The sequence below is a fragment of the Chthoniobacterales bacterium genome (assembly GCA_039930045.1).
In the GTDB taxonomy this organism is placed as follows: domain Bacteria; phylum Verrucomicrobiota; class Verrucomicrobiia; order Chthoniobacterales; family DASVRZ01; genus DASVRZ01.
Genome location: JBDSQB010000006.1, coordinates 32446 through 50424, shown reverse-complemented (window position 1 = coordinate 50424; position 17979 = coordinate 32446). Strand labels below are relative to the sequence as shown.

The 17979-nt window shown below is 61.3% G+C and carries 11 protein-coding genes; 1 reads left to right on the top strand and 10 read right to left on the bottom strand.

Annotated elements, in window-relative coordinates; genetic code table 11:
- Positions 1-9: 9 nt before the first annotated feature.
- From ABIT76_05675 to ABIT76_05630, 10 genes are all read right to left on the bottom strand, one after another.
- Positions 10-1641: a glycoside hydrolase 43 family protein gene (locus ABIT76_05675; GenBank protein MEO7932630.1), complete on the bottom strand. Its 1632-nt coding sequence runs from the start codon at positions 1639-1641 to the stop codon at positions 10-12.
- A gap of 25 nt (positions 1642-1666) precedes the next feature.
- Positions 1667-4570, bottom strand: coding sequence for a family 43 glycosylhydrolase (locus tag ABIT76_05670; GenBank protein MEO7932629.1), 2904 nt, complete (start codon positions 4568-4570; stop codon positions 1667-1669).
- A 20-nt stretch (positions 4571-4590) separates the two neighbouring features.
- Positions 4591-6225: an alpha-L-fucosidase gene (locus tag ABIT76_05665; protein ID MEO7932628.1), complete on the bottom strand. Its 1635-nt coding sequence runs from the start codon at positions 6223-6225 to the stop codon at positions 4591-4593.
- Entirely contained in the window at positions 6222-7535 is a 1314-nt protein-coding gene (locus tag ABIT76_05660) for a glycoside hydrolase family 27 protein (protein ID MEO7932627.1), read from the bottom strand. Before ABIT76_05660 ends, ABIT76_05665 begins: the two co-directional genes overlap by 4 nt.
- Complete coding sequence (locus tag ABIT76_05655) at positions 7532-9121, bottom strand: putative Ig domain-containing protein (protein ID MEO7932626.1); 1590 nt, start codon at positions 9119-9121, stop codon at positions 7532-7534. The genes ABIT76_05660 and ABIT76_05655 overlap by 4 nt, the downstream gene beginning before the upstream one ends.
- A 10-nt stretch (positions 9122-9131) precedes the next feature.
- Positions 9132-11279 carry a family 16 glycoside hydrolase gene (locus ABIT76_05650; GenBank protein MEO7932625.1) on the bottom strand — a complete coding sequence of 716 codons (2148 nt, stop codon included), beginning with the start codon at positions 11277-11279 and terminating at the stop codon, positions 9132-9134.
- A gap of 73 nt (positions 11280-11352) precedes the next feature.
- The gene (locus ABIT76_05645) at positions 11353-11736 is read right to left on the bottom strand and encodes a hypothetical protein (GenBank protein MEO7932624.1); all 384 of its coding nucleotides are present in this window, start codon (positions 11734-11736) and stop codon (positions 11353-11355) included.
- Between the two features lie 12 nt (positions 11737-11748).
- Positions 11749-14142, bottom strand: a complete 2394-nt coding sequence (locus tag ABIT76_05640) for a beta-L-arabinofuranosidase domain-containing protein (GenBank protein MEO7932623.1) — start codon at positions 14140-14142, stop codon at positions 11749-11751.
- Positions 14143-14151: 9 nt separating this feature from the next.
- A complete protein-coding gene (locus tag ABIT76_05635) occupies positions 14152-15210 on the bottom strand; it encodes a non-reducing end alpha-L-arabinofuranosidase family hydrolase (GenBank protein MEO7932622.1) in 1059 nt (352 codons plus the stop codon).
- Between the two features lie 88 nt (positions 15211-15298).
- Entirely contained in the window at positions 15299-16936 is a 1638-nt protein-coding gene (locus ABIT76_05630; protein MEO7932621.1) for a glycoside hydrolase 43 family protein, read from the bottom strand.
- A gap of 395 nt (positions 16937-17331) precedes the next feature.
- On the opposite strand from ABIT76_05630, the gene ABIT76_05625 reads away from it, so the two are divergent.
- Complete coding sequence (locus ABIT76_05625) at positions 17332-17970, top strand: hypothetical protein (GenBank protein ID MEO7932620.1); 639 nt, start codon at positions 17332-17334, stop codon at positions 17968-17970.
- Positions 17971-17979 lie beyond the last annotated feature (9 nt).

The following is a 17979-nucleotide window of genomic DNA, read 5'->3' as shown; positions in this document are numbered from 1 at the left end:
GGGAGAGGGTCAGCGGGAGTCGCCGCCTTGCCCGACGCGGTAGTAATCAAAGTCCACACGGCCGCCGGCGGTCTTGGTCGAATAATAGAAGAGGGCGTAGCGATAACCCATGAAGTGCAATGGGAAGGTATAGGTTAGACGCGAGGGACGACCGATGGGGGTCCAGGATTTGCCTTCGAGGCTGTAGGAGAAACGGGCAACTTCAGGCGCGGGCTGGAATTCGCATTCGACCTTGAGGTGAACGGTTTTACCGGAGAGAGGAACGGAGGCGATTTCCTCGGGAGTGTCGGAGTCGGCGCTCACCATGACGAGAGATCGGGTGCCGCCGCTCATCTTTACGCCCACAAAACCATAGAGCTTCTGAAACACGGCGAGGCCGGCATAGTCGCCGTCTTTCATGCCGCTCACATCGATGCTGGTGGTGGCGGAACTGCTCGGGCCAAAGGTGCGCTGAGTGAGGGTATTCGGGGCCTCCGGCAGAGTGGCCACGACCCGGTTGGTGACGAAGCTCATGTAACCCGGGCGCGAGGCGAGCGACCAGTAACGAGACTCGGGATTGTGATTCCATTGCCAGGCGAGAGGCAGCTTGGGAGCGCCGGGCTGGCGGTCGAATTCGTCGGAGGCGACGATGCCGGAGGCTCCGGAGACGCCCTGTCCGCCAGCGGGGAGGTCGAGCGTCATGGGCACCTTGCCGTCTTCGCCCAGAACGGGCCAGCCGTCCTTCCACGTCACAGGCACGAGGTAGGGGATGCGACCGACGGCGCCGTTGCCCCTGAAAAGATACGCATACCATTTGCCCTCCGGGGTATCGATGAGGCCGCCTTGGGCGACACCCCGATCATCGAGCGCAATGCGGCCCTCGTAGGGACCGTCGATTGCGTCGGCGCGGTGGACGATGACGCTGGGAGCCCAGCGGCTCTTGGGCGAGGCGATGTTAAAGAGGTAGTAGCGGCCGTTGATCTTGGAAAGCTGCGAACCCTCGCCATTGAGTCCGCCCAAGTCGGAGCCGAAGATGGTGTTGACGTTTTCGATGAGAACCTTGTTCACGCCGCCGGGCTTGATTCCGGAGAGATCGGGTTTCAGCTCGATGAGCGTGATGCGACCGCCTCCGTAAACCATGTAAACGCGACCGTCGTCATCGAAAAACAGGCTGTGGTCATGCAGCACGGGCTCGAAACTCATCTCTTTCCACGGGCCGCGCTCCGGATCACACGTGGTGTAGATGTGGGTGCGTCCGCTGGTGTAGGAGAAAGTCGAGGCATAGAATACGCCGTCGTGGTAACGCAGGCTGCTGGCCCAGGAGCCTTTGCTGTAAGCGTCTTTGCCGTTTTCGAGGCGGAGGGCTTCGTTGTCGGCAAGGGTTTCATAGGCGTAGGAGGCCATGCGCCAGTTGACCAGATCCTCCGACTTCATGATCGGGAGGCCCGGGCTCATGTGCATCGTTGTGCTGCTCATGTAGTAGGTTTTCCCTACACGGATGATACAGATGTCCGGGACGTCGGCCCAGATGACGGGATTGTGGGCAGGATTCGCCGGGGCCGCCGGAAGGGGCTGAGACGCGACGGAGGCGAGGACGAGGGTCACCAGAAGGGAAAGGATAGTGCGGTTCATGGGGAAAGAGGGAGTGCGTAGGGTATTCATATTTGTGCTAAAGGTTTTGACGTGGTCAGTAGGCGTCAGCGTCGCTTATGAACTTGAAAGTGGCATCGCTCTTGTCGGCGCTGTTGGTGGCGGAAGTGATCATCTCGGCCGTCAGTTTGCCCGTCACCGCCGAGCGCCGGAGATAACGGGACGGATCGGCGAGCGACTGGAAAGCCGTCAGCGTTTTATCCGACGGCACCGGAATTGTTTTAAAGGTCGCACGTTGGCGGAAGCCCACGCTGGCGTCGTTCTTCTCCAAGGCGACGGCATCGCCTTTCACGGTGAGATAATAGCCCGGATGAGCCACCGACTGGATCGACACCGTATTGAGCGTGCCTTCGCCTGCCAGGCCCAGCGTGACGTCCCAGCGGAAGGCCCGGTCATCGGCCGGCAAGGTGTCCAACTTCACATCGAAACCAAGGAACGTAATATAATGATCCGGCTGACGGCCCGACTGAATACGAACGGCCCCTCCAATCGGTCCGGTCGATGTGATGAACGATCGCGCGATGGAACCATCGGCGTTGTAGCTCATCTTCTCCACGCAAACCGAGCGCCGTGTCTGGCCGCCCGTCGGCAAGGCGGCGTTGTGGTAGAATACATACCACTGGCCCTTGAACTCGATGACCGCCGGATGGCTGGTGTCGGAACTGAAATCACCCTGGCTTCCGTCGGGGCGAACATTCTCGTTCAGGATAACACCCTTATATTGCCAAGGACCGCGCGGACTGTCGGACATCGCGTAAGCCACTTGCTGGGGCATGCTCATGGCGTCCACGAGGTAGTATTTCCCATTCGCTTTATATAGCCAGGGGGCTTCCCCAAATCCAGATCCGGCGGGACGATCCTTGATTTCGATCTTCGAAAAGATGTCCGCGCCTTCGGTTATCTTTCCGTCTCCGTTCAGGTCCTTTAACGAAATCATATCCTCGTTGAGCAAGGCGTAGTGCAACGTGCAATTACCCCAATAAAGGTAGGCCTGACCATCGTCGTCCACGAAGACGGTCGGATCTATATCCTCAATGCTGTCCACGGGACCGCCGGTGGTAATCGCGTTATCAAACAGCGGACCGCCGATCGCATCGACAAACGGCCCGGTGGGTCGATCCGACACCGCCACACCTACGCTGTAACCTTGGGGATACGGACGTCCTGTCGTGGAATATAAAAAATACTTCCCGTGCCGCTTAACCACTTGGCACGCCCAAGCCGTGCCCGGCCTGCCCCAGGCAAAATCGGCGGCCTTCAAAACGACCCCTTCGTATTTCCAGTCCACCATGTCCTTGGTCGAGTAGCAGACCCACTCGTTCATGTTGAACCAGGCACCGATGGCCGCCTCGTCGCGCCCGGCATAAATGTAGAGCGTATCGCCCTCCACCAGCACGGTGGGATCGGCCGTGAAAATCTGATTACCCTTGGCATCGCGCTTCAAAATCGGGTTGTAACTCTCGGATTTTAACGGATGGCCGACCGGCGGCGCGGTGGCGCCGTCTTTGCCGGTGCCTCCTGCGGGCAGGTCGCGCTGGGAAAATTGCCAGTAATCGAACTTGAACAGGTCTTCGCCGGCCGCGCCGCGGAACACGAAGAAGAGATCGTTGATGCCGGAGGCTCTGGATATCCGGGCAAACTGCGGCTTCCATTCGCCGCCGGTTCCCGAGACCGGCAGAGTTCCGATTAGCTGCCCGTCGAGCTTGCCAAGTCGAATCTCGATCTTCGTCCCGGTGGCCCCCTGCGCCTTGGCCGTGCTGGAGAGGCTGGCCTTGAAGGTGCGCGCGCCGGTCGCGCCGAAATCGACGTGGTTTACCCGGATGTAGTCCCCGTCGTGGATGTTTCGCACAGCCTGGCCGCCGGCGCTGCTCGGCTCTATTTTGACCCCGGAAGACCAGGCAATGGTCTCGGCTTCCACCCGCTTGTAGGGATCGAGGGTGCCGACTGGTGCCGGCCCTTCCTTGGTTGACTGCACCATCGGGATCGAGCCATCCGGGTTGAACTTCAACTCATCGACGCACACGGAACGGTTGAAGCCGCCGCCTCCCGGAAGCGCGCCGTTGTGGTAAACGAGGTAGGTCTTTCCCTTGTAATCCACCACGCCCGGGTGGTTGGTGAAGGAGGTGTTTTGCGGAGCCATGATGACGCCGCGGTAGGTCCACGGACCTTCGGGTGAGGGGCCGGTGGAGTAGCCGAAATGCTCGGGGAGCGGACCGCCGGCAAAAAACAGGTAGTAGAGATTGCCGCGCTTATAGAGCCAGGGAGCCTCTTCGTAGGACGTGCCGCGTTTTTCGTCCGGAGGGGTGCGCCCGCCCAAGGCTTGGACGGTCATCGGATGGCGAATGAGGCCGTTCTCCCCGACGCTGGTGTCGTAGGAAATCATGTCCTTGTTCAGTTTCACCGACCACAGATTGGGATTGCCCCAGTAGAGATAGGCCTGGCCCTTGTCGTCGATGTAAACGGTCGGATCGATGCTGTCGTATTGGGCGCCGATCAGCGGTTTTTGGAGGGGAGAGGTGTAGGGGCCGAGGGGATTATCGGCCACCAGCACGCCAATGCCCCGGCCTTGCACCGGGCAATAGAGATACCATTTGCCATCCCGCTCGATCGCCTGGAGAGCCCAGGCGCCGTTGTCAAAACCGTGCCAGCCGGAGATCTCCTTGGCGGCCCAGGGAAGATCCCGGAGGGAGGCGATCGCGCCGTGCTGGGTCCAGTTCACCATGTCCGTCGTCGTGGCGAGCACCCAGTTCTTCATGTTGAAGTTGCCGATGCTCCCGTCTTCGTCGTGGCCGGAAAACAGGTAGAGCGTGCCGTCATGGACCACGGGGGCCGGATCGGCGGTATACATCGTTTGAATAACCGGGTTGAGCGCGAATGACGCCGCGGGCAGCGAGGCCAACACGGACAAGAGAACGAGAGCGGCGCGGGTTGTTTTCTTCATGGAAATGGGGGCGGGGGGAATCAGGATTGAACCTTCAACGCGAAGGCTGTCTTGCCGTCGAATTTCTCGGGCAGCGAAACGTGCAGGCCGGCGGCGTCGCGCGTGAATTTCAATTTGCCCCCGCCGACGAGCTGGACGCTGCCGATCTTGCCCGGCCACTGCGGCGAATCGGATGCCAGGGATTTGACCGTGAATTTGCCGTCCGCGGGAAGCTCCAGCGCGATGGCATAAAGCGTCTTGCCGTCCTTCGATTGCGTGAAGCGGATGTCTTCGGAGGTGAAGGGCTTGTCGGAGACGTCTTTCTGTCCGTCAAACGGGCCTTTCTCGGCCACCTGGGTGGAGGGTCCTTCGCCATAAATTTTCCACGGACGGGTCGCATAGATCGCCTCGCTGTTCACCTTCAACCATGCGCCGATTTCCTTGACGATTTCGATCTCCAATTCGTCCGGTTGGCCGTCGCGACGCAGCGGCACGCTGAGCATGAGATTGCCGTTTTTGCTGACGATGTCGGCCAGCATCCGCACGACGGACGCGGCGGATTTGTAGCCTTTGCGGTCGTAGATGCCGCGGTCGTAGTGCCAAGAGCCGATACAGGTATCGGTTTGCCAGGGTTGGGGCAGGATGTCGTGCGCTTTGCCGCGCTCGATGTCATAGACCATGGTCCGGCGCTGCATCTCGTCGAGGTGCTTGCCATTCATCACCGCTTGGGTGCGTCCGTTCTTGTCGAGACGCGTGTTGTAGAAATGGGCAGCGAGCTTAAGCGGCACCTCTTCCGCGATGTTGTAGAAGGGAAGGACGCGGTCGTCGTAGTAGATCTGGTCCGGCTGGTAATCGTCCCAGAGTTGCTTGGTGCGTTTGAAGAATTTTTCGAGATACGCGTTGTCGGGCGGACTGCCGGGGCGGTGATTCTGCGCGTAGAGATCCTGCGGGTCGAGGCCCTGCCACCAAAGGCCTTTGCCATCGGCTTTCGTCAGCTTGCCGTCGTATGGCACGCTCGCGAGCGGGCCGTCCTTATCCGCGCCTTGAGCCGCTTCATACCATGTCCAGGCGCGCGCGGCGTGGACGCTCACGGCAAACCGCAGGCCATTCGCCTTGGCGGCCTTCGCCCAGCCGACGATCAAGTCTTTCTTGGGACCGATCGCGACGGAGTTCCACGGCTGATACTTCGAGTTGTAGAGGTCGAAATTGTCGTGGTGATTGGCCAGTGCCATGAAGATTTTCGCTCCGTTTTCCTTGTAGAATTTCACCAGGGTGTCGGGATCGAAATGTTCCGCCTTCCAGGCGTGGATCACGTCCTTGAATCCCTCCTTTGAGGGATGTCCGTATTCGGCGAGGTGGGTGTTATAATGGACGCCGCCTTGTTCATACATGCCGCGGGCATACCAATCGCCGTGCTCCGGCTCGCATTGCGGTCCCCAATGCGCCCAGATGCCGAACTTCGCGTCGCGAAACCATTCCGGTGTCTGGTAATTCGCCAGCGATTCCCAGCTCGGCTTGAACGGACCGTCCGTGATGGGCGGCAGCTGCAGAGGTTGAGGTTTCGTCGCCGGCTCCGGCGCGGCAAATGCACAGCTCAGCGTTAACAAACCTAATGCAAGGTTTTTTGATATCATGGCGTTGGTGGCGTCGGGTGCGGCGGGGATCTTGAGGTTCAACGCGCGCGGAGGCGGTAAAGCGCAGAGCCGTGCGAGGGGATGACGGGGGCGAAGGTGCTGCGGACATCGTCCTGGGTGCGGCGCGCCCAGAGATCACGGACGGCGACGCGGCCGGTAAACCCGACTGCGGAAAGCTCGACGGGAACGGGCGCGGGCGCGTCGCCGGTGTTGAAGACCGCGAGGTATTTGTCCTTCGACTCCGGGACATCGGCGACCCACGCGATGAGGTCCCCTTTTTCGAAAAGCTGGCGGTTGCCCGCGCTTGCCTGGTTGACGGCGAGGACCTCGTCGTTGGTCAGGAGCGCGAGCGTGGCTTCGTCGAGCTGGGTCATATCGGTGCCGAGGATGAGCGGAGAGCGGGCGATGCACCAGAGGCTCATCATCGTGCGTTGCTCGTCGGGCGTGAAGCGGGTGGGTCGGTTCCACTCGATCCTGCCGAGCGGGAGCATGTCGGCGTCGGGCCACGCGCCGGGCGCGCGATACGGCGTCCAGTCGTGGAGGCGCTTGAACTGCTCGCGGAGCTCGGGCCATTTGTCCCAAAAATCATTGCTGATGCGCCACATGTTGGCGTGGGCGGCGATGTGCTCTCCACGAGCGAGTGGCGTGGCGCCGGGCGAGGTGCTGAAGACGATGGGGCGACCGGTCTTGTCGATGGCGCGGCGGATGGCTTCGACCTCCGCCAATTGCACGTCGGTGTAGGGCTGACTAAGGTCGTCCACCTTGATGAAGTCCACGCCCCAGCTCGCGTAGAGGGCTATGATGGAATCGTAGTAGGCCTGGCCACCGGGTTTGGCGGCGTCCACGCCGAACATATCGGGGTTCCAGTAGCAGATGTTGGAGGTGATCGCGATGTCGGCGGCGCGGACGTTGGAGCCAAGGATGGGCGTGTTTTCCTTCACCGCCTGGCGAGGGATGCCGCGCATGACGTGGATGCCGAATTTGAGGCCTTTGGCATGGATATAGTCGGCCAGAGGCTTGAAGCCGGCACCATCGGCGGCGGAGGGGAATTTTTCGACGGCGGGAAGGAGGCGCCCGTAAGCGTCCATGGTGAGCGTGGCGTCCTTGCGGTATTCGAAGCCGATGGAGGCGGGCTCATACCACTGGATGTCCACGGTGAAGATTTTCCAGCCGTGCGGGAGGAGTTTGTCGGCCATCACATCGGCCTGCGCCTTGGCCTGGGTTTCTTTAAGCGCGGTGCCGAAGGCGTCCCAACTGTTCCAGCCCATCGGCGGCGTCAGAGCCACGCCTTTCCATTTCTGGGCGAGGGCCGGCGTGGTGAGGCAAAGGAGCAAGCAAAGTAGTTTTTTCATTGTTTGACGGTCGTGAACTTGCAGAGCACCACGCCGTGCGCTGGGATCGTGAGCGGGAGGGAATCCATCGCGGTGTTCACTGCGGCCAGGTTTTTCTGCCTCCAGAGATCGCGTGGGGTCTGCCTGCCGGCGAGGCCGAGTTTTGCGAAATCTTTGAACGACAATTCCATCGGCTTCACGCTGCGGTTGAAGAAGCCGACGGCGCGGCTGCCGTCCTCCAGTTCGCGGGTGTAAACGCGCAGGTCGCTGTCATTGATGACGCACGTCGCCTGTTTTCCGAGCGGATCCTGGTCAACGGCGATGACTTCGTCGTTCGTGAGCAGTGAGAGCGTGAAGTCGTCGAGTTTTTCAAGATCGCAGCCGATGAGCAGCGGCGAGGCGAGCAAGCACCAGAGGCTCATGTGCGTGTATTGCTCGTCCGGCGTGAGCCGGGTCGGATGCGGCTTGCCCCAGCCGACGTGGCCGACGACGAGCATGTCGGGATCGTTCCAGTTGCCGGGCTTGGCGAACGGCGCGGCTTGGTTCTGCTGGTCAAAACCGATACTGCTCATGCTCTCCCACGTGTCGACGATGTCCCAGGTCGTGCGCCAGCAATTGCCATCGACCGATGCGCCCCATTTCCAGACCTCGGACATGCCGTATTGGCACACACTATAAACGATGTCGCGCTTCTGCTCGCGCAAAAATTTCCCCATCAAGCGAAACGGATGAGTCGCGACTTCGACATCGCTTTTGCCCTTCGCGCCTGCATCCCACGACGAAATACTTTTGTCCGTGGCCGCTTTCCCATCGGCGATGCCGCCGTAGCTGCACCAGTCGTATTTGAAGTAATCAAAACCCCACTTCGCATACGTCTGCGCGTCCTTCTGTTCATGGTCGTAGCTGCCCGTGTGACCGCCGCAGGTCCACGGACCGGGCGAAGAATACAAACCAATCTTCAAGCCCAGACCGTGAACGTAATCCACCAGACCTTTCATGTCGGGAAAGCGCGCGTTCGGCACGATGAAACCGTCCTTGTCCCGATGCGGCCCTTGCAGCGTCGGATCCTGCGAGTCGCGATTGTTCTGCCAGCCGTCATCGATGTTGACGTAAGTCCAGCCGTGGTTGGCGAGGCCGCTCTTGACCAGCACATCGGCGGCAGCTTTCACCCTGTCGGCGGAAACCTCTTGCGCGAAGCAGTTCCAACTGTTCCAGCCCATCGGCGGGGTGAGCGCGATCTGGTCGCCGCAAACGATGCGGAATTTTTTCTCCACCGCGCCGAGGGAATTTTTCGCGCCGAGCATGACGATGTGTTCGCCTTTGATTGCGAGCGAGCCGGTGATGCGACCGGTGGCCGGATCGAGCTTCAGTCCCTTGGGAAGATTCTGCGCGGAGAAGGTCATCGGGCGGTCGCCAGTCGCGGCAATGGTGAACAGGAACGGCGATCCGGGCCGCACGCCGAAGACGGATGCGCCGTTGATGCGCGGCGAGGCCGGTGCGGGCGGGGTGAGAATGTAGGGCTCAACCGATGGGGCGGCAGCTGGGGCGGCTATTGAGTTGGCTGCAAGCAGGGCTATCGACAGCAGGGAGAGAGCGATTCGATTCATGGTGGTGAGGTTAGTGTGTATTTGGAGTTTGGACGGTGCCTTGGGCGCCGTAAATCGGCGATTGTTCTGGCGTGAGCGCAGTCGGCTTCGGCATAGGCGCGTTGACGGCTTTGATGAGAAGATTGTCGAACCACGGCGTGCTGAGCTTTTTCTGCTCGCCGCCGCCCGCGAGCAGGCCGGCCATGCCGTGGGAGTAAAGAGTGTCCGTCACGCTCAGAACCGGCTTGTCGTCCACGAGCGCCGTGATCGAGGAACCCTTAAAACGGAGCTTTAAATTGTGCCATTGGCCGGGCGCGATTCCGGGGACGTGAACAGTGCCGAGCACCTTTTCGCCGCCTTCGCTCTCGCCCTTGCCCGCTTTGATGAGAGCCTGCTGCTCGGCGTCGCCGACGAGTCTATTTTTATCCGTTTTCCCTCGAATGACGACCAGCTGACACTCGCCGTCGGCCGAGAGTTGCAGGAAGTAGCCTTTCGGGTTGAAGCCGTAGCCGGCACCGATATGGTTGATGCGCCCCATCACACCCGCCGAGTCGCCTGGATTCAGGCACACATCGACGCCGACTTCGTAGTCCTGCCACTGGTCATCACCCAGAATCGTGTAAGGCAGCCAATCCGGTTGCGCCCACGAGATCGTGCGAACCGGCACGACTTGGTGCAGGCATTTCCCCTTCCCGTCCGGGCGCTCCGCGATCTCGAAAGCGCCGGAAATGTCGGCCGTGTAGCGCGGCAGCCAGCCCCAGATCTTCGGGTCGGTGTATTCCTCGAATGTCTCGTGGTAGGGGAACGGAAACGGTTTCGCGGCGGGTATATTCGCGAAGGAGCCCTTCTGCTGCCCCGTCGTTGTGGAGAGCGAATAGATCGCATTCGGCTCGAGCGTGAGCGTGAACGCACCGCTCACGGGCGTGATGTCCGGCTGCCGGACGAATTGCGCCTTCTCGTCACTGCGCCAGACACACAACGGTTTCGCGGGCAGGCCGCCGCCGATTTGGAAGCGCACCTGCTGGGACACCTTCGCGCCCTTCGTCTCGAGAATGATGCTGTAATCGTCGCCGCCCGGAGATTTGAAGGTCACGACCGTGCCGCCGCCGTCGAGCGGGCCGCACCCGCTTTCGAGGTAATGCCAGCCGATCTTCGTGAACTGGCCGTAGTGCGCGTAGCCCCACAGCGCCTCGCGGACTTGATAATTCCCGCTCCAAGGCGACCACGCGAGGAGCGCCGCAGGGTCTTCTGCATACGGCTCGATTGGGTAAACGCCGGCGATATCATACCAATTCACGATCCGGGTCGCGCCACTACGGATGTGATTTACGTTGAATGCCTTCACGACGCTGATCGCGCAGTCAAAGCCCTTCAAATAGACGTGCTCCTCGGTGTTCCAGATCGGCTTGCCCATCTCCGCCGCCAGCTTTCGAACTTCGGCAGAGACGGGTTCCTCCGCCAGCGTGTGCGCACTGAGGATGGCAATGGCGTCACGCGCCTTCTCGTCAGCGAGCAGGTTCTTCACAAAGTCGAATTTGTCCTTCGGCCAGTTGTCGAAGGCGTGGATTTTGATTTTCCCAAATCCATTCGCGTCGAGGCTCGCGCGGAGCTGCTTTGCAAAGTCGAGGCTCACGCCCATTTCGTTGCGGCATCCCATGGCGTCGAGCTCCAAGCCGTAGATGCTGCGCAGCCCCTGCAGCCATTTCACGTAATAATCGGCGGCGTCCTGCGACCAGAAATTTCCGTTGCCCACCCAGCCGGGCGCGCTCCAGGCCGAGCCGTCGAGCGAGAGGTCGGGATTGCGCTTCTTCGCCTCGCGCAAGATCCACCACGTGTAGCCGCGCGTGTAGTTGAGGTCGTCACGCGTGTGCATGTGGCTGGGCATCGAGCCCTGCGTGGAATTGCCGTCTCCGGGGATCTCGACGAGCAGCGCGCTCACGGAGGCACCGAACTTCGGCTTGTAAACGAGGTCGAGAATCTGGCTGCGCTGCGGTTCGGGATAATCTTTGAGCAGCACCGACGTCGCGCCACCACCGTTGACCACGCCGATGCCGTCGAAGCGCGGGCCTCCGGCGGCGCCGTTGAGCTGCATGGCTTGCACGGAAGCGGTCGGCGCCGCAGGCACCGACGAAAGGGTGGAGATCACTAGACAGCCGATGGCGGCAAGACGGAGTTGCATGGGAAGATTTTTCAAAGGATGAAGGGAGTGTATTGGAAGTGGTTGAATCGGACGTCGCTTGAGCCGGCGGCCATCAAGCCGGGGCGCAGGGCGAAGAACCCTTTGTAGCGGTTGTGATGCAGGTCGGAGATGTCGATGCGGGAGCGAACGGGCTCCCAAGCGTTGCCGGCGCGGCTGGCGAGCAGGTCGGAGGGAGCCTCTTCGTAGGACGTGCCGCAGTTTTTGTCCCGAGGGTGCGCTCGCCCAAGGCCTTGACGGTCATCGGATGGCGAATGAGGCCATTCTCTCCGGCTTCTTCGTCGTGGCTGGAAAATAGGTAGAACGTGCCGTCATGGACCACCGGGGCCGGATCGGCGGTAAACATCGTTTGTATAACCGGGTTGAGCGCGAATGACGCCGCAGGCAGCGAAGCCAGCACGGACAAGAGAACGATGGCGGAGCGGGTTGTTTTTTTCACGGAGATGGGGCGTTAAGGGCGGGTGGCTTCGAGACGGAGCCCGAAGAGTCCGCCGACTCGGCCTTGGTTCGAGCCTTGGAAGCGCACGGTCAGATTTTGCTGGCCGGTGAGCGACTCGGGCGGAAGGGGATAAGCGACCTCGATCGCTTTGCCCGGCTGGCGGCCTTCGAGGGTCTGCGTGGCGACGACGACTCCGTTGACCACGATATCGAAGGTGCGGTCGCGGTCGCTTCCCCAGTAGGTGCAGATTAGGGTGGACTTGGGGACGGTCGGGAGCGCGAGGACGTAGGAAAAGGCTCCGTTCGGGGCGGCATCGCGCCAAGAGTAGTTGGCAACGTGTCCGGTCAGGCTCTGCTCCGCTGAGAGATCGTGGGCACGCTCGGAGTCGGTGTCGCCGATGATGACACGGTCGAGCACCGAGGTCGCTTCCTTGGCTGAGGCGTTCGGCGCGGGCGTGGTCGGAGATGCCATGGCGGCGGCGTCCGCGAGTTCCCAATACACCGAGTAACGTTCGTGATGCACGGCGTAGAGCGGCTGGAATACGATGCCGGACGCGGGGCCGACATCGTGCGTCTTGAACGTGAGCGTGGAGGCGTCGGCGAGGGTCAGCCAATCGGAGGGGTTGGCGGCGGCGTTGATGATGGCGGGCACCGGCGCGGGCGGGAGTTTGAGGTAGGCGTCTTTGTCGGCGAAATCTCCGGTCATGCCGTCGTGGCCGAGCCGGCCGGCGAGGAGGAGGGGGCCGTAGAAAACGGAGATCATGGAGGGAACGTCCTTGGCGCGTTCGAGGCGGAGCGCCGAGGGGAGCTTGAGGGTGACGACGTCGCCGGTTTGCCAGACGCGTTTCACGGCGAGATAGCTGGAGGGCTTGGCGGTGGCGGGTTGCGGGCGTCCATTGATGGACAGCGCGACCGGGCCGGACAACCAGCCGGGAACGCGGAGGTGCAGCGTGGACTCGGCGGGACGGGCGGCGCGGACGACGGTGAGGCGGACCGTGTCGGTGAATGGAGGGAAACCCTCCTGTTTGATCGCGAGACCCTGGGCGGTCCAGTCGAGGGCGGACGGGATGTAGAGATTCACCCAGAGGTGACCGGGGTGTTGGAAGTAGATGCCTTCGTTGTAGCGGGCGGTGTTTTCGATGCCCGAGCCGACGCAGCAATGGGTGCCGTCGAGGTAGGTGCGGAAGTCGCCGTGCAGGGGTGTGAAATAAGTCATCGCGCCGGTGTCGGGGGCGATGGTGGCGAGGAGGTGGTTGTAGAGGGCGCGTTCGAAGTAGTCGGCGTAGTAGGCGCGGCCAGGAGTGCGTTCGATGAGGCGCGCGGTGAGCTTCAGCATGTTTTGCGTGTTGCAGCTCTCGGCGGTGGTGGGCGGGAGGCGTTTGCCATCGTTGATGGATGGGCCGGCCTCGACGTCGGGGGCGTCGAACCACTCTTTGTATGAGTTGCCGCCGATGGCGAAGGAGTGGTGGCGGGTGACCATTGCCCAAAAGTTTTCCGAGGCGCGGAGGTCGGCGGCGTCACCGGTGAGGTTGGCGTAGCGGGCGATGCCGGCCAGCTGGGCGACGTGGGTGTTGGCGTGGAGGGATTTCAGGCGGTCCTCGTTGGCGGCGAGCGGGTCGATCAGCCAGGGGCGGTTGAAGAGGGCGGCGAGTTCGAGCTGTTTTTTGTCGCCGGTGATCGCATACAGTTCGGAGAGCACGTCGGCCATGCCTCCGAATTCGGTCTGCGGGTTGCGGCTTTGATCGGTGCGGAACATGCGCTCGATCTGGTCGGGCGGGAGGGAGAGGAGGCGTTTCTGGAGATAGGCCGAAAGCTTCAGGGCAACGTCGAGCGCCTGCTTGTTGCCCAGGTAGTGGTGGGCGTCCACGAGGCCGGCCATGATCTTGTGGAGCGTGTAATAGGGCACGACCACGCCGCCCGAGTTTTTGGAGGCGCCCTCCTGCCAATCGAGGGCGACGGACGGGAAGGCGGCGAGGTAGCCGTCCTGTTTCAACGCCTGCTGGCACTTGGCGAGCTCGGCGACGAGGTAGGCGGCTTTTTTGCGAAAGGAGTCGTCGCCGGTGGCGGCGGCCATGCGGGAGGCGGCGGAAAGGTAGTGGCCGGCCATGTGTCCCCGGATGAAGCCGCTGTCCCAGCTGCCGTAGCCGGCGGTGATGCCGGCGGGTTGGGGCAGGCCGGCCAGCTTGCGGTATTCGAAGAGCAGGCGGTCGGGATCAAGCCGGCCGACGTAGCCGGTGCGATGCAGCTCCTGCCGGTCGTAGAAGGGACTGCCGGGGAGCAGCCGCACGTGGGACGCGTCCACCATCTCGGCGGAGCCGGCGGGCGGTTCGGCGTGAGCGGAGGCGGCGAGCGCGAGGAGGAGGAACGCGATTCGCGAGAGCCTGGAGGTGTGGGTGGGGAATGCCACTGGGGGGGCTTACTTGGCGGGTTGGGCCGGAGCGGGCTTGAGGATCGCGAGGCGGTAGGGCAGGAGGAGGTAATTGGGCTCCTGGGTGCCGACAGGAAGGCCTTGGTAGAGGAACTGCAGGTTTTTCGGATCGACCGTCATCGTCTCGTCACTGCCTTCGCGGAGGAGTTCTCCGTGGCTGATGCCTTCGGCCCAGCGGGGGCTGCCGTCGCTCGTGCGCACGTTGGCGTCGCCCGCGAAGGGGGTTTCCTCGGAGTCCGCACCGGGCACCGGCTTCCATTCGCCGTCGAGGCGCTCGGCCAACCAGGCGCGGTAGTAGCGGTGCCCGTGCTTGCCGATGCATTCGACGAGAAGGAGGAACTTGTTGGAGCCCTTGATCCGGTAAACGCAGGAGCCTTCGAAGAGGTCGTTCTTGGCCTCTTGCAGGACGACGACGGGTTCGTCGAAACCACGCGGGAAGTCCGCGAGGGTCGTGCGGCTGCGATACATGCGGCCGGCGTCGTCGGGGAAAAACAAATACGCGTGGGTGTCGTCGCAGATGATCCAGTAGTCGAGCCAGCCTTCGACGACGCTCTTCGGCTTGCCCTCGAAAAAGTCCTGCGGCTGGCTCCACGACATCGGGTCTGCGATGTTGTCGCTGGTCGAGAAGCGCGGCTGCCCCGACTGGAAGATCAGATACCACTTCTTCTGCAGCCGGAAGTAGAAGGCCTGCGGCGCGCAGTTGTAGCCGGCGAGGTTCGGGTTTTCGTCAAGGTAGAAGGGCTTGGCTTTGGGCGCCTCGTCCCAGTTGGCAAAATTGAAATAGGCCATGCCCCAGCCTTTGCTTCCTGCAGTGGTGGCGAAGATGTGCCAGCGGCCGTCGTGAAAAACGACGGTGGGATCTTTCACGGCGACAATGGGGTGAGCCTCGTCGGCTGTGGGGTGAACCAGCGGGCCGGTGGTCGTCCAGGACAAGGGAGTAAGCGGCGCGGTGCCCGAGAGGCTGTCGGCGGCGGAAAGCGTACCGCCAAAGCCGAGCAGACAGATGCCTGCGAAGGCGAGGCTTTGAGAAAGGATGTTATTTTTCATGGGAATCGGCGGGACGGGAGGTGGAGCAAGAGGTGAGCAAGGCTGGAGGCATCGGCGTTGGTGGAGAGGTGGGGCAGGAGGCTGTTTGTTAACCACCATTTTTCGCCCCTTGCCCGACCCGGTAGTAGTCAAAGTCCACCCGGCCGCCGGCGGTCTTGGTCGAATAATAGAAGAGGGCGTAGCGATAACCCATGAAGTGAGGAAAGGTGTATTTAAGGCCCGAGGGACGACCGATGGGGGTCCAGGATTTGCCGTCGAGGCTGTAGGAGAAGCGGGCGAGTTCAGGTGCGGGCGCGAATTCGCATTCGACCTTGAGGTGAACGGTTTTGCCGGAGAGGGGCACCGAGGCGATTTCCTCGGGAGTGTCGGAATCGGCGCTTACCATGACGAGGGACTTGGTGTTGCCGCTCATCTTTACGCCCACAAAACCATAGCGTTTCTGGAAGGCGGCGAGGCCGGCGTAGTCGCCATCTTTCATTCCGCTCACGTCGATGCTGGTGGTGGCGGAACTGCTCGGGCCAAAGGTGCGTTGAGTGAGGGTATTCCTGGCGGAAGCTAAATCAGCGTCAACCCGGCCCGTAGTCAAACGCAGAAAGCCGGGCCGTTGCGTGACTGACCAAAGCTTGTTGTCGGGATTGTGATTCCATTGCCAGGCGAGAGGCAGGGCGGGGTCGCCGGGTCGGCGGTTGAATTCGTCGGAGGCGACGATGCCGGAAGCACCGGAGACGCCCTGTCCGCCGGCGGGGATGTCGAGCGTCATGGGCGCCTTGCCGTCTTCGCCGAGAACGGGCCAGCCGTCCTTCCACGTCACGGGCACGAGGTAGGGGATGCGACCGACGGAGTCGTTGTCCTTGAAAAGGTAGGCATACCATTTGCCTTCCGGGGTGTCGATGAGGCCGCCCTGGGCGATACCGCGATCATCGAGCGCGATGCGACTCTCGTAGGGGCCGTCGATCGCGTCGGCACGGCTGATGATGACGCTGCGTGCCCAGCGGCTCCGGGGCGAGGCGATGTTCACGAGGTAGTAGCGGCCGTTGATCTTGGAAAGCTGCGAGCCCTCGCCATTGAGGCCGCCCAGGTCGTCGCCGAAGACGGTGTTGACGTTTTCAATGAGGACCTTGTTCACGCCATCGGGCTTGATTCCGGTGAGATCGGGGTTCAGCTCGAGGAGCGTGATGCGACCGCCCCCGAAAACCATGTAAACGCGACCGTCGTCGTCGAAAAACAGGCTGTGATCATGCAGCACGGGCTCGAATTTCGTCTCTTTCCACGGGCCGCGCTCCGGATCGCGCGTGGTGTAGATGTGGGTGCGTAAGCTGGTGGAGGAGAAAGTCGAGGCATAGAACACGCCGTCGTGGAAACGCAGGCTGCTGGCGTAGGAGCCTTGACCATAGGCGTTTTGGCCGTTTTCGAGGCGGAAGGCCTCGTTGTCGGCAAGGGTTTCATAGGCGTAGGAGGCCATGCGCCAGTTGACCAGATCCTCCGACTTCATGATCGGGAGGCCCGGGCTCATGTGCATCGTCGTGCTGCTCATGTAGTAGGATTTTCCTACACGGATGATGGCGATGTCCGGGACATCGGCCCAGATGATGGGATTATGGGCCGGCTCCGCCGGCTCCGCCGGGAGGGGCAGAGATGCGACGGAGGCGAGGACGAGGGCCACAAGGAGGGAAATTTTGTGCGCGGGGGCAATCATTGTGAGTAACTGAGTGTGTAGGGTAGTCATATTTTGTGGCTATCATGTCTTTCTTGTTAGACGGATTCAGACCTTCTGGCTCTTCTTCGGTGAAAAGCCCGAGCTCGGAGAGGTGCGTGCCCCTTGGCGCCGTTGTTCACGGTGATGTTGAGTCGGTGGTAGGGATACGCTAGTCTGACAGGACATTAGGGCATTTTAAAATTTGGGTCTTATGTAGTTGAGCAAAGACGATTAGGGTGGATTGTTTCTCAGCTTAGTTAGCAGAATGCGGAGGATATTTTGGGGGCGATGATTCCATCTCCATTCACTTTACAGGGCGTAACCAAAAAGCTCCATTTCGTGTGAAATGGAGCTTACGTTACTGTAACACAGCCTGCCGGCGGATACACTTTTTATATCGCCGCGTTTTGACCTAGACTTATGAAATGAAAATCCACTCCTTTCTCCCAGCCAGCCTCGCCTTGGCGATATTTACGATGTCTATCGGTGCCCTGTCGGCGGCGGACGAACTGTTTATCGATGAAAACTTTGATGTGGGGAATCCCGGTCTGCCCGAGACACCGGGTGGTTACGTCACCGATGAGGCGGAAGTGACGGCCAAGTACGCCTTCAAGGAGGGCGTGGGCGTGGCGGGTTCCCGTGCGATGGTGTTGGACGCCGACTTTGTCGCTATAGATGGGGGGACGCTCGCGGCGATTGGGTTTTCGCGCGCCCAAATGACCGGGAACGAAGGCGTGAGTGCATCGGAATGTTTCATTGAATTTGCTGCCAAGGGATCAAAGGAATCCAAAGAGTTTCAGGTCATCATCAAAGGCTGGAGAGATGCCAATTTTTCAGGGGAAAGTACCGGTTCGATCTCGACCATCCTCAAGCTGCCGGAGACACCCAACACATTTCAGGTCTATCGCATCGCGCTGGACGACTCGTCGCTACAGGAACCCTTCGATCCATCAGGCAAGACACTCCAAATCCTCTTTCAAATTTATGGCTCTAACTGGGGTAACGGGCCGGAGAACGAACTGGTCATCGACGACATCAAGGTCGGGCGCAAGACGAAACCGTGAGGCTCGCGC

What these genes read in the sequence shown, in the direction of transcription:
- ABIT76_05675 (MEO7932630.1), bottom strand. Translation starts at nt 1,641, where the DNA reads ATGAATACCCTACGCACTCCCTCTTTCCCCATGAACCGCACTATCCTT.
- ABIT76_05670 (MEO7932629.1), bottom strand. Translation starts at nt 4,570, where the DNA reads ATGAAGAAAACAACCCGCGCCGCTCTCGTTCTCTTGTCCGTGTTGGCC.
- ABIT76_05660 (MEO7932627.1), bottom strand. Translation starts at nt 7,535, where the DNA reads ATGAAAAAACTACTTTGCTTGCTCCTTTGCCTCACCACGCCGGCCCTC.
- ABIT76_05655 (MEO7932626.1), bottom strand. Translation starts at nt 9,121, where the DNA reads ATGAATCGAATCGCTCTCTCCCTGCTGTCGATAGCCCTGCTTGCAGCC.
- ABIT76_05650 (MEO7932625.1), bottom strand. Translation starts at nt 11,279, where the DNA reads ATGCAACTCCGTCTTGCCGCCATCGGCTGTCTAGTGATCTCCACCCTT.
- ABIT76_05635 (MEO7932622.1), bottom strand. Translation starts at nt 15,210, where the DNA reads ATGAAAAATAACATCCTTTCTCAAAGCCTCGCCTTCGCAGGCATCTGT.
- ABIT76_05630 (MEO7932621.1), bottom strand. Translation starts at nt 16,936, where the DNA reads ATGACTACCCTACACACTCAGTTACTCACAATGATTGCCCCCGCGCAC.
- ABIT76_05625 (MEO7932620.1), top strand. Translation starts at nt 17,332, where the DNA reads ATGAAAATCCACTCCTTTCTCCCAGCCAGCCTCGCCTTGGCGATATTT.